This window comes from Streptomyces sp. NRRL B-24484 (assembly GCF_000717715.1).
In the GTDB taxonomy this organism is placed as follows: Bacteria; Actinomycetota; Actinomycetes; order Streptomycetales; family Streptomycetaceae; genus Kitasatospora.
In genome coordinates this window covers 86,757-101,265 of sequence record NZ_JOAI01000005.1, presented here as the reverse complement: position 1 = coordinate 101,265, position 14,509 = coordinate 86,757, and the positions used below count along the sequence as shown (strand labels likewise).

Annotated in this window: 14 protein-coding genes; all 14 read left to right on the top strand. The window is 76.7% G+C overall.

The window, feature by feature from the left end:
* Positions 1–13: 13 nt before the first annotated feature.
* The 14 genes from IE98_RS0106025 (at position 14) to IE98_RS0105960 (ending at position 14,407) form a co-directional block, all read left to right on the top strand.
* On the top strand, positions 14–856 hold the full coding sequence (locus IE98_RS0106025) for an SAF domain-containing protein (RefSeq protein WP_063748871.1): 843 nt from the start codon (positions 14–16) through the stop codon (positions 854–856).
* The gene (locus IE98_RS51870) at positions 856–1,962 is read left to right on the top strand and encodes a hypothetical protein (protein WP_063748870.1); all 1,107 of its coding nucleotides are present in this window, start codon (positions 856–858) and stop codon (positions 1,960–1,962) included. Before IE98_RS0106025 ends, IE98_RS51870 begins: the two co-directional genes overlap by 1 nt.
* Positions 1,952–3,490, top strand: coding sequence for a CpaF family protein (locus IE98_RS0106015; RefSeq protein ID WP_078660798.1), 1,539 nt, complete (start codon positions 1,952–1,954; stop codon positions 3,488–3,490). The genes IE98_RS51870 and IE98_RS0106015 overlap by 11 nt, the downstream gene beginning before the upstream one ends.
* Positions 3,490–4,449, top strand: a complete 960-nt coding sequence (locus IE98_RS0106010) for a type II secretion system F family protein (RefSeq protein ID WP_030265314.1) — start codon at positions 3,490–3,492, stop codon at positions 4,447–4,449. The genes IE98_RS0106015 and IE98_RS0106010 overlap by 1 nt, the downstream gene beginning before the upstream one ends.
* Positions 4,446–5,327 carry a type II secretion system F family protein gene (locus tag IE98_RS0106005; protein ID WP_030265311.1) on the top strand — a complete coding sequence of 294 codons (882 nt, stop codon included), beginning with the start codon at positions 4,446–4,448 and terminating at the stop codon, positions 5,325–5,327. The genes IE98_RS0106010 and IE98_RS0106005 overlap by 4 nt, the downstream gene beginning before the upstream one ends.
* Positions 5,328–5,369: 42 nt before the next feature.
* A complete protein-coding gene (locus tag IE98_RS0106000; protein ID WP_030265308.1) occupies positions 5,370–5,645 on the top strand; it encodes a hypothetical protein in 276 nt (91 codons plus the stop codon).
* Positions 5,642–6,070: a TadE/TadG family type IV pilus assembly protein gene (locus tag IE98_RS0105995; RefSeq protein WP_052390181.1), complete on the top strand. Its 429-nt coding sequence runs from the start codon at positions 5,642–5,644 to the stop codon at positions 6,068–6,070. Before IE98_RS0106000 ends, IE98_RS0105995 begins: the two co-directional genes overlap by 4 nt.
* Positions 6,067–6,513: a TadE family protein gene (locus IE98_RS0105990; protein WP_030265302.1), complete on the top strand. Its 447-nt coding sequence runs from the start codon at positions 6,067–6,069 to the stop codon at positions 6,511–6,513. The genes IE98_RS0105995 and IE98_RS0105990 overlap by 4 nt, the downstream gene beginning before the upstream one ends.
* Before the next feature lie 47 nt (positions 6,514–6,560).
* On the top strand, positions 6,561–7,019 hold the full coding sequence (locus IE98_RS0105985; protein WP_052390180.1) for a hypothetical protein: 459 nt from the start codon (positions 6,561–6,563) through the stop codon (positions 7,017–7,019).
* The gene (locus IE98_RS51865; protein ID WP_052390179.1) at positions 7,019–10,786 is read left to right on the top strand and encodes a LysM peptidoglycan-binding domain-containing protein; all 3,768 of its coding nucleotides are present in this window, start codon (positions 7,019–7,021) and stop codon (positions 10,784–10,786) included. Before IE98_RS0105985 ends, IE98_RS51865 begins: the two co-directional genes overlap by 1 nt.
* Before the next feature lie 253 nt (positions 10,787–11,039).
* On the top strand, positions 11,040–11,414 hold the full coding sequence (locus tag IE98_RS0105975; RefSeq protein ID WP_030265293.1) for a GatB/YqeY domain-containing protein: 375 nt from the start codon (positions 11,040–11,042) through the stop codon (positions 11,412–11,414).
* Between the two features lie 90 nt (positions 11,415–11,504).
* On the top strand, positions 11,505–12,212 hold the full coding sequence (locus tag IE98_RS0105970; RefSeq protein ID WP_106976523.1) for a hypothetical protein: 708 nt from the start codon (positions 11,505–11,507) through the stop codon (positions 12,210–12,212).
* A gap of 95 nt (positions 12,213–12,307) precedes the next feature.
* The gene (locus IE98_RS0105965) at positions 12,308–13,279 is read left to right on the top strand and encodes a zinc-binding dehydrogenase (protein ID WP_030265289.1); all 972 of its coding nucleotides are present in this window, start codon (positions 12,308–12,310) and stop codon (positions 13,277–13,279) included.
* Positions 13,280–13,363: 84 nt separating this feature from the next.
* Positions 13,364–14,407, top strand: a complete 1,044-nt coding sequence (locus IE98_RS0105960; RefSeq protein ID WP_030265277.1) for a S66 family peptidase — start codon at positions 13,364–13,366, stop codon at positions 14,405–14,407.
* Positions 14,408–14,509 lie beyond the last annotated feature (102 nt).

The following is a 14,509-nucleotide window of genomic DNA, read 5'->3' as shown; positions in this document are numbered from 1 at the left end:
AGGCCGAAGCCCGGTGGAAACCCGCAACGTCCCGACGCCGAGCGCAGGCACCGCCGCCTTCGCCCCCGAGCCGCACCGCCCGGCCCCGCACGTGCCGCCGCGCACCCTGCGGGCCCGGCGGCGCCGGCCCGCCGTGCTGGCGATGGCGGTCGCACTGATCGCCGCGGGCGGCCTCGGCGGCGCCGCCCTGTACACCAGCTCGGGTCAGCGGATCGCGGTGCTGGCCCTGGCCCGCGACGTCCCGATGGGACAGATCGTCACCGCCGACGACCTGGTGGTCGCGCACATCGCCGGGGACCCGGTGCTGCGCCCGCTGGACGCCCGCGACCGGACCCGCACGATCGGCATGCGCGCCACCACCGACCTGCGGCGCGGCGCCCTGCTGCTCAAGGCGGACGTGACCACGGCCCCGGTGCTCCAGCCCGACCAGCAGACCGTGGGCCTCGCCGCCAAGCGCACCCAGCTGCCCGCCACGCGGCTGCAGCCGGGGCTGCAGGTGCTGGTGGTGTCCACCCCGGACGCCAAGGGCGACCAGGCGGGGGCCGGGCGGGCACCGGAGACGATCGCCGCGGTGGTGGTCACCGTCGGCCGGGTCGACACCGACGGCAGCCAGGTGGTGGACGTGGCCGTCCCCTCGGCAGACGGACCGCGGCTGGCGTTCTGGGTCTCCTCCGGCCGCTTCCAGGTGATCCTCGCGCCGCGGGCCGGCGCCGCCGCGTCCGCCCCGGCGCCCGAGCCGTCAGCGAGCGGCACCGCGGCCGGGAACGGGAGCACCGGGTCGGTCCCGCCCCCCGCCGGTACCCCGAGCGGCAGGGCCACCGGAAGTCCGAAGAGCGGTACGGGAGGTGGCACCTGATGGCGGTCGTCGCCGTGGTCGGCGGCCCGGGTGCCCCCGGGGCCACCACCACCGCCCTCGCCCTGCTGCTCAGCTGGCCGCTGCCGCCGGGCCGCAAGGTCCTGCTCGCCGAGTGCGACCCGGACGGCGGCGCCGTCCTGGCAGGCGCACTGGAGGGCCGCATCGAGGCGGTCTACGGGCTGCGCAACCTCGCGGTGGCGGACCGCCGCGGCCTGCTCGCCCAGACCGTCTGGGAGCAGCTCGTCGACCTCTCCCCGGAGGGCACCGCCGACCGGCTGCTGCTGCCGGGCCTCACCGACCCCGCCCAGGCCCCCGGCCTCGCCTACACCTGGGAGCCGCTCGCCGAGACCTTCCAGGCGCTGGACGCCCAGGGCTACGACGTGATCGTCGACCTCGGCCGCTCCGGCGCGGCCGGACCGGGTGCGGTGCTGGCCCGGCGGGCCGACGTGGTGGTGGCGACCGTCCGCACCACGCTGCGCGGCCTGTCCGCCGCCCGGCCCCGGATCGCCGCGCTCCGCGACGACCTGGAGGGCGCCGGCTCCGGCGCCGACGCGCTCGGGCTGCTGCCGGTCGCCGAGGGCCCGTACCCGCTGGCCGAGGCCGCCCGCGAGCTCGGCGTCCTCGCGCTGGGGCTGCTGCCCTTCGCCCCCCGCACCGCCAAGGTGCTCTCCGACGGCGGGGACACCGCCGACCGGCGGTTCGTCCGCTCCGAACTGATGCGGACGGTGCGCAGCGCGGCCGACCGGATCCAGGAGGTCGCGGCCCACCGGCGGCAGCGGCTCGCCCCGCAGGCGCAGCCGTACCCGCAGCCGTACCCGCAGCCCCAGGCCCAGCCGTACCCGCAGCCGCAGCCCCAGGCACAGCCGTACCCGCAGCCGTACCCGCAGGCCCAGTCCGCCGCGGGCGCCGTCCCCGCGCCGGGCCCGGTGCTCGGTCCGGTGGCGCCGCGGCAGCCGTGGGCGCCGGCGCCCGATCCGCAGCCGGTCGGTTTCCCGCAGCACATCGCACCGCCGGCCGTCCCGCAGCCGCCGGCCCCGGCGCCCTTCCCGCCGACGGACCGGCAGCAGCCGCAGACCGGGTACGGGGAGGTGCTCCGTGCGCGGTAGTCCGCTCCAGCAGGGGCCGTCCTCGCTGCCCTGGCAGCTGCCGACCCCCGGCGCCGCGCCGGGCCCGGGCTTCGTCCCCGGTCCCGTCCGGCCGTCCGGGCCCGCGGCGCCGGTCGCGGCGGTTCCCGCGCTGCAGCCGGTCGGCGTCCGTCCGGCCGTCGACCCGCAGGTCGCCCGGGAGCTCAAGCGCCAGGTCGCGGCCGAACTCCACCAGCAGCTCGCCAAACTGGAGGGCGCCGGCGAGGTCGACCGGGCCACCCGGCGCCAGCGCGGCCGGGCGCTGATCGAGGAGGTCGTCGCCCGCTGGTCCGACGCGTACGCGCAGACCCACGGGATCCCGCCGACCCGCGACCAGGACCGCGCGCTCGCCGAGGCCGTCTACGACCTGCTGTTCCGGGCCGGCCGGCTGCAGCCGTACCTCGACGACCCGGACATCGAGAACATCCTGGTCAACGGCTGCGACGACGTCTGGGTGTCGCGGGCGAACGAACCGCTGCGGCAGGTGCCGCCGATCGCCGACAGCGACGCCGAACTCGTCGAGCTGCTGCAGGACCTGGCCCGCCAGCACGGCGGCGGCGAGCGCAGCCTCTCCACCGCCAGCCCCACGCTCGCGCTGCGGCTGGAGGGCGGCATGCGCCTGCAGGCGCTGACCGAGGTCACCCCCCGCCCGTACGTGGCGATCCGCCGGCACCGGGTCGCCTCGGCGACCCTCGGCGACCTGGTCGGACTCGGCACCCTGGACGCGACGCTGGCGGCCTTCCTGGCGGCGGCGATCCGGGCCAAGAAGAACGTCATGGTCACCGGCACCCAGGGCGTCGGCAAGACCAGCCTGCTGCGCGCGATGGCCGCCGAGATCCCGCCGGACGAGCGGGTCGGCACCCTGGAGACCGAGTTCGAGCTGTGGCTGCACACCCTCGGCCACCTGCGCCAGGTGGTGCCGATGGAGGCCCGGGAGGGCAACGGCGAGCGGGTCGACGGCCGGGTCGCCGGCGAGCTGACGATCGGTGAGCTCATCCCCGCCGCGCTGCGGATGACGCTCTCCCGGATCATCGTCGGCGAGGTCCGCTCCGCCGAGGTGGTGCCCATGCTGCGGGTGATGACCAACGGCGAGGGCGGCTCGATGTGCACCCTGCACGCCCGGGCCCCGCACATGGTGGTCGACCGCATCGCCGAACTCTGCCTGGAGTACGGCGCCCACATGACCGACAGCCTGGCCTACCGGCTCACCGCCAACGCCGTCGACTTCGTCGTGCACGTCACCATGGTCGACGAGACCGCCGTCGGCGGCCGCCGGCACCGCTTCGTCTCGCACGTCCTGGAGGTCACCGGCCTCGGCGAGAGCGGCCGCCCGGCGATGAACCAGGTCTTCGGCCCGCGCACCGAACAGGGCGAGCCGCGGGCCGTCCCGCACACCCCGCCGCAGTGCCTGGACGACCTGCGCCGGGCCGGCTTCGACGCCGGACTGCTGCAGTCCCCGTACGGCAGTTGGGGCGCCCCGCTGGCGCTGCGGATCGGCGGTGCCCGCTGATGCTGCTCTTCGTGCTCTGCGGCCTCGCCGTCGCCGGCGGACTGGTCGCCCTGGTGGCCGGCCTGGTCGGCACCCGGGAGGAGAAGCCCGAGGCCCGGCCGGGCAGCGGCCGGCTGCACACCTTCTGGTACGGCGCCCCCGGGACGGCGAGTCCGGGCCGCGCCCGGACGCGGCGGGTCCAGGCCGTGCTCGCGGTGGCCGGCGGCGCCGGCGCCTGGCTGTTCACCGGGATCCCGCTGACCGTCCTGCTGCTGCCGCTCGCCGTCTTCGGCCTGCCCTGGCTGTACGACGCCACCCGCTCCGACACCCGGCGGATCGAACGGCTGGAGGCGCTCGCCGAGTGGACGCAGCGCCTCGCCGACGTGCTGCTGCTCGGCGTCGGCCTCAACCAGGCCATCGTCACCAGCCGCCGCACCGCACCGCCCGCCCTGGAGACCGAGATCGGCGACCTCGCCGCCCGGCTGCAGTCCCGCTGGCGGCCGGAGGACGCACTGCGCGCCTTCGGCGACGAACTCGCCGACGCCACCGCCGACAAGGTGCTCGCCGCCCTGCTGCTGCGGTCCGGGGACAGCGGACCCGGCCTGGCCCGGGCGCTCGCCGACATCGCCGAGTCGGTCCGCGAGGAGGTCCGCCAACGCCGCGCCATCGAGGCCGACCGGGCCAAGCACCGCACCACCGTCCGCTGGCTGGTCGGCATCATCCTCGTGGTGATCGCGGCCGGCGCCCTCAACCCGCGCTACACCGCGCCGTACGCGAGCGTCACCGGCCAGGTGGTGCTCGCCGTGGTCGCCGCCGCGTTCGTCGGGGTGATCGCCTGGATGCGCTCGCTCGCCGCCCACACCCCGCTGCCCCGCCTGATCGAGCCGGACCGGCGCAGCAAGGCCGGCCGGCTGCCCGGCGACCCGGTCGAGGCCGAGCCGGCGCCGGAGGCCGCCACCGCGGCCAAGGAGGCCCGATGATCTCGCCCTGGGCCGTGCTCGCGGGTGGCGCCGCGGCCGGCGGCCTCGCCCTGCTGCTCGCCGAACTCCGGCCCGCGCCGCCGGACCTCGGCCAGGCGCTCGGCCGGCTGCACCGCACCCCGGACCCGCGCCCCGCCGAGGAGACCCGCCCCGCCTGGTACGACCGGATCGGCGCGGACTCGCTGCGGCTGCCCGGCGCCCGGATCCCGCACCAGCAGCTCGCCCTGATCGGCCGCAGCCCGGCCCGGTTCATGGCGCACAAACTGCTGTTCGCGCTGGTCGGCCTCGTCCTGCCCGGCTACCTGGTGGCGATGGCCGCGGTCGCCGGGATCGGCCTGCCGGTCGCCGTCCCGCTGGTCGCGGGTCCGGTGCTGGCCGCCGTGCTCTGGCTCGTCCCGGACGGCATCGCCGCCGGCGAGGCCAAGGAGGCCCGCACCGAGTACCTGCACGGCGTCGCCGCCTACCTCGAACTCGTCGCCCTGGAACGGGCCGCCGACTGCGGACCGGCGGAGGCCCTGCGGCGGGCCGCCGCGGTCGGCCGCGGCACCGTCTTCCGGCGGATCCGGGACGCCCTGGAACGCGCCGCCACCGACCGCCTGCCGCCCTGGGACGGCCTGGACGCCCTTGCCGCCGAACTCGGTCTGACCCCCCTCCAGGACCTCGCCGACATCATGCGGATCTCCGGCACCGACGGCGCCGCCGTGTACGACACCCTGCGTGCCCGCGCCAAGAGCCTCCGCGGCGAACTGCTCGCCGAGGAACTGGCGCAGGCCAACACCGACAGCGAGCGGATGGTCGCGCCGGGCTCGGCGCTCACCCTGCTCATGACGGTGCTGATCGTCTTTCCCGCGCTGTACCAGATGCTCGACGTCAGCTGAGCAGCCGACGACCACCCGACCGCCCGTCCTGGAGACCACACCATGACCGAGACCGCGGCCAGGCTCAAGCCCCTGGCCACCGCCCTCCTGCTGCCCGTCCTGCTGCCCCTGCACCTCGGCATGCCCTACCTGCACGTGCGCCTCGGCAGACTGCGCGCCGCCCGCGCCTCCGGCGACCGCGGCGCGATCAGCATCGAACTCGCCCTCACGATCATCGTCCTGGTCGCCATCGCCGGTGCGGTGCTGGCCGCCGTCAAGCTGCTCGCCGGCAAGGCCGAGCAGAAGATCCCCACCGACGTGCCGGACGCGGTGAAGTGATCCACCGCCCGTGCGTCCCCGCCGCCCCGCGCACCGCCGCACTGCGCGACCGCGGGGCGGTCGTCCTCGGCCTGGCCATCGTCTTCCCGGTCGTGCTGACCGCCGTCATGCTCGTGGTGCAGGCCTCGCTCTGGTGGTACGCCGACCAGGTCGCCCTCACCGCGCTGCGCGAGGGCGTGGACGCCGGCAGGGTGCGCGGTGCCACCGCCGAGGACGGGGACGCGCGGGTGCGGGAGTTCCTCGCCCGCTTCGGCCGGCTCGCCGAACTCGAGAGCGTCGACCACGCCGGTTCCGACGCCGAGACCCAGCAGATGACGGTGACGGTCCGTCCGCAGTCCGTCGTGCCGTTCTTCGACCGGCTGACCATCACCGAGACGCTCAGCGCACCCCGCGAGCGGTTCGTCCCGCAGGGCGGGCGGCCGTGACCGCCCGCAGGCGGCCGACGGCCGGCCGCGACACCGGCGCCGTCCCCGTCGAGGCGGCGCTGCTGCTGCCCGTGGTGCTCGCCTTCGTACTGATCGTGGTCGCCGCCGGCCGGGTGCAGAGCACCGGCGCCGTCGTCGACGCCGCGGCCCGGGCCGGCGCCCGCGCCGCCTCGCTCGCCCGCACCGAGGACGGCGCCCGGCAGGCCGCCGCCGACGCCGTGCAGGACGTCCTCGGCAGGCGCAAGGTCCGCTGCTCGCAGGACCCGGTCACCCCGGTGTCCTACGGCACCCTGCAGACCCCCGGCGGCGAACTCGGCACCGTCACCGTGCGGGTGCGCTGCTCGGTGCCGCTGCGCGACCTGCTGGGTGTGGACGCGCTCCAGGGGGACAAGACCATGACGGGGGAGTTCACCTCGGTCGTCGACCGCTACCGCGGCGACTGAGCAGGGTCGGCCGCCACGGCGGCGACCGAGCAGGAGAGGGGGGGCCGGTGGCACACCGGAGAACACCGCCGCGGCGCCGCCGCGGCCCGGACGACGGCGCACTGTCGGTGTACGTGGCGATCTGCGCGGCCGCGCTGGTCGTCCTGGTCGGCATCGTGCTCGACCTCGGCGGGCGGCTGCGAGCCATCGAACGCGCCGACGCCCGCGCCCAGGAGGCCGCCCGCGTCGCGAGCCAGCAGCTCGACGTCGACGCCGTGCTGCAGGGCCGCGGCTACCGCATCGTCAGCCAGGAGGCCGCCGAACGGGCCGCCGACGACTACCTGCAGGCCTACAACCTCACCGGGACGACCCGGCTGGTGGACGACCACACCGTCGAGGTGCGGACCACCGGCACCTACACCAGCGCCCTGATCGGCGCGGTGCTCCCCGACTTCACCCACCTCGAGGTGCACGGGTACGGCAAGGCCACCCTCGTGCACGGCATCACGGAAGCGGAGAACGGCTGATGGCCGCGCGACGAGCCGACGACCCCGCCCGCACCGCCGCCCCCGGCACCCCGGCAGCCGCCGGCGTCCGGCGCCCGGTGCCCCTCCGTCCGGGCCGCCGCCGCACCGCCGGCTCGGTGGCCGCCGCCCTCGGCGCGCTGCTCGCGCTGGTCGCCCTGCTGGCAGGACTGCCCGCGCTGCTCGGCTACGGCACCCTGGCGGTCGCCTCGATGGGCGAACCCGCCACCGGCGGCGGCGCGGTGGAGGTCCTCACCAGCCCCGACGACGGACGGCTCTTCCTGTGGGCGCTGGTCGGCGTCGGCTGGATCGCCTGGCTCTGCTTCGCGCTGGCCGTCCTGGTCGAGATCCCCGCCCAGCTGCGCGGCCGGGTCGCCCGACGGATCCCCGCCTTCGGCTGGAGCCAGCGGATCGCGGCCGGCCTGGTCGGATCCGTCCTCGCCCTGCTGCCGGTGGCCGGATCGGCCTTCGCCGCCGTCCCCGAACGCGGCCCGCAGGCCGTCGCGGCCGCACTGCCCGCCGCACCCCGGTACGCGGCGCTGCCCGCGGCGGCACCGGCGGCCGCCCCGGCCGCACCCGCCCAGGACCACCCCGTCTACACCGTCCGCGACACCCGGCCCGCCGACAGCCTCTGGTCCATCGCCGAGCGCCAACTCGGCTCGGGGGAGCGGTGGCAGGAGATCGCCCGGCTCAACGACGGCCGGGTGATGGACGACTCCGGACGGCGCTTCGACGCCGACCGGCCGATCCACCCCGGCTGGAAGCTGCTGATGCCCGGCGACGCCGGGCCCGACGCCGCCGGCGGCACCCCCGCCCCGCAGCAGGCCCCCGCGCCCGCCCCGCAGCACTCCTCGGTCACCGTCGCCCCCGGCGACAGCCTCTCCGCCATCGCACAGCGCGAACTCGGCGACGGGGACAGGTGGCCCGAACTCTTCGAGGTCAACCGCGGCGTCCGCGCCCCCGACGGGGAACGCCTCACCGACCCGGACGTGCTGGCGCCCGGCACGGTGCTGGCCGTCCCCGGCGCCCGGCAACCCGCCCCGCAGCAGCCGCAGCCCGAGCAGCAGACCCCGCAGCCGCCCGCGCAGTCCACCCCCGCTCCCGCGACCCCCGCTCCCGCGACCCCCGCTCCCGCGACACCCGCACCGAGCACGCCCGCACCGAGCACGCCCGCCCCCGCGTCGTCGGCGCCGAGCACACCCGCACCGCACAGCCCCGCGCCGAGCGCACCCGCCGAGCACACCCCGGCGCCGTCGGCCGTCCCCGCCGACATCGGCCACGAGACGCACGCCGCCTCCGGCGACTACACCACGGCGCTCGCCGCCTCCACGGTCGGCGTGCTGCTGGCGGCGATCATGATCGGTACGGTCGCCCGCCGCCGCGGCGACCAGCAGCGCACCCGCCGGCCCCGGCACCGGATCACCATGCCGGAGCCGTCCGCCGCCGCCTTCGAGGCCGAGCTGAAGGCCCGGCAGAACGTGCCCGCCCTGGAACTGCTGGACCGGGCGCTGCGCACGCTCGCCCGCAACACCGTCCGCACCGGCAAGCGGCTGCCCTCCCTGGTCGCCGCCCGGATCACCCCCGGCCGCACCGTCGAACTCCACCTGTCCGGCCCGGCCGTGCCGATCGCCCCCTTCCGCGCCGCGCACGCCGCCAACGTGTGGTGGTGCCCGGAGGACTCCAACGAACTGCTGTCGCCCGGCCAGGCCGCCAAGGCCTCGGCGCCGTACCCGGCGCTGGTCACCCTGGGCACCTCGCCGGACGGCTCGGTCGTCCTCGCCGACCTGGAGACCGTCCGGCTGGTGCACCTCGCCGGCCACCCGGACGACGCCCGCGACGTGCTGCGCACCCTCGCCCTGGAACTCGCCCACAGCCCGCTCGCCGACCGCCTCCACCTGCACCTCGTCGGCTTCGCCGAGGACCTGCCGATCGCCGGCCGCGCCGCCGAGCGCGTCCACCGCTACGACTCGCTGGAGCAGGCACTCGGCGCACTCGGCCCGCGCACCGCCCGGGCCCGGGCCACCCTGGTCGCCGCCGAGGCCACCAGCCCGCGGGACGCCCGCAGCCGCGGCCGGTCCGACGAGGCCTGGGTCCCCGAGATCGTCCTCTCCGCGCAGCCGCCCGCCGGCCAGGTGCCCGCCGAACTCGGCCGGCTGCTCGACGCCAAGCCGCGCAGCTGCCTCGCCGTCATCACCCGCGCCCCGGAACGCGGCAGCGGACCGGTCGCCCGCTGGACCCTGCCCACCACCGGCGCCGCCACCCTGCCCGGCCTGCACCTCCAGGTCGAACTGCAGCGCCTCGACGACACCCAGTACGGGCACCTCGCCGAACTCGTCCGCGCCTCCGGCGACACCACCCAGCACCCGGCGCCCGAGTGGACCCTGGACGGCCCCGGCGACGACCTCGAACCGGCCGAACTGCCCGTGCCCGTGCCGGTGCTGGCCGCCGTCGGCAGCCCGGCGGACGGGCGCCCGGCCGGCAACGCCGACGACGCCGCGCCGCGGCTGGTCGCCCGGGTGATCGGCACCGGCGCCAGCCCGTTCGCCGGCACCGCCCCGACCGTCACCCCGCCGCAGCAGGGGCCGTCCGCGGTCCGGGCGATCACGCCCGTCAACCCGGCCGCACCGCCGCTCACCCCCGTCCCGGCCGCCGCCGACCGGCCGCCCGTGCCGCAGTCGGCCGCGGACCGGCCCGCCGTGGAGGGACCGCCCGCGGACCGGCCGACAACCGACCGGCCCGCCGGGGGCGGGGACGACACGCCGCAGCCGCCCCGGCACACCGCCAACGGCATCGGCCGGCACGCCGCCTCCGGACCGGGCCGCCCGCCGCAGCCCGCCGTCCCCCAGCAGCCCGACCGCTCCGCGGACCAGGCACCCGCCCCCGAACCGACACCGACCCACGACCCGGCACCCGACGTCGCCTCCCCGGCCGTCGGCACGCCCCGCGCGGCCGCGGCCCGCACCGACAGCGCCGAACTGCTCGCCATCCTCCGCTCGCCGGAGGCCCACACCGGCCGCTCCGCACCGAGGCTGCGGGTCCTCGGACCGGTCGACGTCACCGGCGCCACCGGCACCACCGAACCCGCCGCCGTCCCCCGACTCACCGAGCTCGCCGCCCTGATCACCCTGCGCCCGGGCGTCGACCACGCAACCCTGGACCGCGAACTGCACCCCGGCGCCGCCCACCTCGCCGAACTCGCCCCCTCCCTCGCCGCCAGCCCGCTGCCGGGCAAACTCACCCGCCTCGCCGCCTGGCTGGGCACCTCCGCGGACGGCCGCGCCCACCTGCGGACCGACCAGCCGGACGGCTACGCCTTCGCCCCGACCGTCAGCTGCGACTGGGACGAGTTCCGCGGGCTCTACCGCCGGGGCATGCGCTCCACCAGCTCCACGGCGGACGCGGCGCTCGCCCACGCCCTCGCCCTCGTCCGCGGCGCGCCGTTCGCCGAGGCCCCGGCCGACGCGTACGGCTGGGCCGAACCGGAACGGCAGGACATGCTCGCCGCGATCGTCGACACCGCGCACGAACTCGCCGTCCGGCGCCTCCAGTACGGCGACCACCGGACGGCCGAGGCCGCCATCTTCCGCGCCCTCGCCGTCGCGCCGGACGTCGAACTCCTGCACCGCGACCTGTTCTACGCGTACGCCTCCGCGGGCGCCCGCGACCAACTCGTCCGCGCCGTCAACCGCCTCGACGCCCTCAGCCGCCGCACCGGCCGCGACCTGGACCCGGACACCGTGGCCCTCCTCCGCGACCTCCTCGCCGCCTGACAGTCACCCCCTCAGGGGCACGGGGAACTGCGCAATTCGGGATCGGCGTCACCCGCAATTCGGGTGGATGCAGATCAGGGGCGCGGGGAACTGTGCAATCCGAGAGCGGGCACCTGTGGGATCCGGGCACAGCCCTGATCCACGAGGTGAGCCGCATCCGGGCTGCGCAGTTCCCCGCGCCCCTGTTTTCGCATGCCCAGGTGCGCTCGGGAATTCGGTCGCGGGGGAGGCGGCAGCCGGTTAGCGTCCGGGGATGACGAGTGAGCCGACGACCACGGACCTGCCCCTGCGGCCCCGCCTGCGGGCGGCCCTCACGGTGGCGATGAAGGCGCGCGACAAGGTCGCCGTCGACGCCCTGCGGCCCACCCTCGCGGCGCTCGACAACGCCGAGGCGGTGGAGCGCCCCGAGGACGCCGGCCGGAACCTCGCCGTCGAGCTGATCCCGATCGGTGCGGGTGCCGCCGAGGTGCCCCGCCGGGAGCTGAAGGAGGAGCAGATCGTGGCGATCGTCCGGGCGGAGGCCGCCGAGCGGGCGGAGGCCGCGGAGACGTACGACCGGGCCGGCCGCCCCGACCGCGCCGAGCGGCTCCGCGCGGAGGCCGCCGTCCTCCTCACCCACCTCGGCTGATCCCCGCCCAGGACCCAGTTACGACTATCAGTGTCAGTGCCGGACGGCAGGATGCGCAGGGAGCAGCCGAGCCCGTCCGGAGGAACAGCCGTGAGCACCGAGAGCGCCGTGAGCAGCGTGGGGTCCGACCGGCCGGTGGAGTTCGTCCCGGCGTGGTGCGGCACCGATCTGGGGGTGCACCGGCCGTGCCGCGGCACCTACGAGTGGTACCCGTACGAGAGCCTGCCGCCGGCCCCGGCCGACCGGTTCGACGGGGGGTTCGGCTGGCTGGGCGGGGTGGGTCCGGCGGATCCGGAGCGGGTGGCACTGCTGGACGGGGTCGTGGCGGCGCTGGCCGGCACCGGCTGTGAGCTGCCCGCCGACTTCGTTGCCCTGCAGACCTCGGCCCGCTGTCACGACGTGCTGGACGAGGTGTCGGTGACGGCCTGCTGGACGGACGTGTCGCAGCCGCTGCCGAGCCCGTTCGAGCCGGGTGCCCGGCTGGTGCGCTTCCTGCGGGACCAGCAGGACTGCGTGTTCTGGTACCTCTACCTGCGGCCCGCGGGGAAGGCCTTCGTGGTGGGTTCGCCGCTGGACTTCGCCCGCCTGCCGGAGTGGGAGGAGGCGGAGGGGCCGGCGGACCTGAGCGCGGCGGTCGCCCGGTGCGCCGCGAGCTTCGAGGAGTTCGCCCACCGCTTCTGGGTGGAGAACCGGCTCTGGCAGGCCCTGCAGCACGAGGAGGTGCCCGCCGCGCCCGAGTTCGCCGCCTACCTGGCGCACTACACCGACCGGCGCACCGGACCGGTGGCCGTGGTGTGACCGGGCCGCGCGTCGGTCCGGCGTCCGCCCTTGACCTGAAGTCCGGTTGAACGTGCAGGCTGGGGCCAGGTGTCGGAGCGAACCGGGGAGCGGTCGTGCGTGCGGTGTGGTTGACGGAGTTCGGCGGGCCCGAGGTGCTGGTGGCGGGGGAGGCGCCCGATCCGGTGCCGGGTCCGGGGCAGGTGGTGGTGGACGTCGCGTACGCCAACACCACCTTCGTCGAGACGCAGTTCCGGGCCGGCGGCCGCGGGCCGTTCGCGGCGGTGCCGCCGCTGGTGCCCGGCAACGGCGTCGGCGGCACGGTGGCCGCGGTCGGCGAGGGCGTCGACCCCGTGCTGCTCGGCCGCCGGGTGGTGACCTCGACCGGCGGCTCCGGCGGCTACGCCGAGCGGGCGCTCGCGAACGCCGCCGACCTGGTCGCGGTGCCGGAGGGGCTGCCCCTGGACGAGGCCGTCGCGCTGCTGGCCGACGGCCGCACCGCACTGCTCCAGCTGCGGGCCGGCCGGGTCGGTGAGGGGGACCGGGTGCTGGTCCTCGCGGCCGCCGGCGGGGTGGGCAGCCTGCTGGTGCAGCTGGCCGCGGCCGCGGGGGCGACCGTGGCCGGTGCGGCGGGCGGCCAGCGCAAGGCGGCGGTCGCGGCGGGCCTCGGCGCGGAACTCGCCGTGGACTACCGGGAGGCCGGCTGGCCGGAGCTGGTGCGGTCCGGCACCGGCGGCGTGGACGTCGTCCTCGACGGGGTCGGCGGCGCTCCCGCCCGGGCCGCCTTCGAGCTGCTTGTTCCCGGCGGACGGATGGTCAGCTACGGCCTGGCCGGCGGAAGCTGGGCGGCGATCCCGCCGGAGACGGCCGCCGCCCGGGGGGTGGAACTCGTCGCCCCGGGCCGGCCGGACCCGGCGGTGCTGCGCACCGTCACCGCCGAGGCGCTCGCCGAGGGCGCGGCCGGCCGGTTGCGGCCGCTGATCGGGCAGCGCTTCCCGTTGGAGTGCGCCGCCGAGGCGCATGCCGCGATCGGGTCCCGGGCGACCATCGGCAAGACCCTGCTGGTCGTCCGGGAGGAGCCGAGCTGACGAGCCGTCATCGATCGACGCCCCCAATCCGCTCCGCCGGAAATGTGCTTCGGCGGAGCGGTCGGCCGAACCTACGATCGGGGCATGACAGTTCCTGCGTACCCGCCCAAGCCGAAGCCCGGTGACCGGGTGGCGATCCTCTCGCCGTCCTCCGGGCTGCCGGCCGTCCTGCCGCTGCCCTTCGACCTCGGTCTGCGCCGTCTGGCCGAGGAGTTCGGCCTGAAGCCGGTGGAGTACCCGACCACCCGGCGGATGGGCTGCTCGCCGCAGGAGCGGGCCGCCGACATCCACGCGGCCTTCGCCGACCCGGAGATCAAGGCCGTGATCGCCAGCATCGGCGGCGACGACCAGATCACCGTGCTGCCGCACCTGGACGACGGGCTGATCCGCGCCAATCCGAAGCCGTTCTTCGGGTTCAGCGACAACACCAACCTGCTGACCCACCTGTGGAACCTCGGCATCGTCGGCTACCACGGCGCGAGCGTGATGACCGAGTTCGGCCGCCCGGGCGCCCTGCATCCCGTCACCGGGGCCTCGGCCCGTGCCGCGCTCTTCACCTCCGGCCCGTACGAACTGGCCGAGCCCACGGAGTTCAACGACATCGACCGGCCCTGGCAGGAGCCGGCGACCTTCGAGTCCGAGGCGCCGATGCAGCCCTCCGAGGGCTGGACCTGGCACCGGCCCGAGCGGGTGGTCGAGGGGATCAGCTGGGGCGGCAATCTGGAGATCCTCGGCTGGCTGCTGATGGCCGACCGGGGGATCCGCAGCCCGGAGGCGTACGAGGGGTGCGTGCTCTTCCTGGAGACCTCCGAGGAACTCCCGTCCGGCGAGGAGGTGTTCCGGATCCTGCGCAACATGGGCGAGCGCGGTCTGCTCGCCCGCTTCCCGGCGCTGCTGATGGGCCGGGCGAAGGCGTGGTCCTTCGACCGGCCGAACGACGCCGGGCAGCGTGCCGCGCACCGGGCCGAACAGCGCGAGGCGGTCCTGCGCGCCCTGGCCGCCTACGCACCGGACACCATGGCCGTGTTCGACGTCGACCTCGGTCACACCGACCCGCAGGTGGTGATCCCCTACGGCGGCACCGTCCGGGTGGACGGCCCCGCCCGCCGGATCACCGTGACCTACTGACGGACCGACGGCCCCGCCACCCGCCCGGGTGGTGATCCCGACCCGGCCTGGAACCGGCCGGGGATCACCCCGTATGGTGGCGAAATCGTGCGCGGTGGAGGG

Excerpts from the sequence above, each read along its gene's own strand:
- IE98_RS0105960 (WP_030265277.1), top strand. The coding sequence starts at position 13,364 with ATGACAGTTCCTGCGTACCCGCCCAAGCCGAAGCCCGGTGACCGGGTG.
- IE98_RS0105975 (WP_030265293.1), top strand. The coding sequence starts at position 11,040 with ATGACGAGTGAGCCGACGACCACGGACCTGCCCCTGCGGCCCCGCCTG.
- IE98_RS51870 (WP_063748870.1), top strand. The coding sequence starts at position 856 with ATGGCGGTCGTCGCCGTGGTCGGCGGCCCGGGTGCCCCCGGGGCCACC.
- IE98_RS0106000 (WP_030265308.1), top strand. The coding sequence starts at position 5,370 with ATGACCGAGACCGCGGCCAGGCTCAAGCCCCTGGCCACCGCCCTCCTG.
- IE98_RS0106010 (WP_030265314.1), top strand. The coding sequence starts at position 3,490 with ATGCTGCTCTTCGTGCTCTGCGGCCTCGCCGTCGCCGGCGGACTGGTC.
- IE98_RS51865 (WP_052390179.1), top strand. The coding sequence starts at position 7,019 with ATGGCCGCGCGACGAGCCGACGACCCCGCCCGCACCGCCGCCCCCGGC.
- IE98_RS0106005 (WP_030265311.1), top strand. The coding sequence starts at position 4,446 with ATGATCTCGCCCTGGGCCGTGCTCGCGGGTGGCGCCGCGGCCGGCGGC.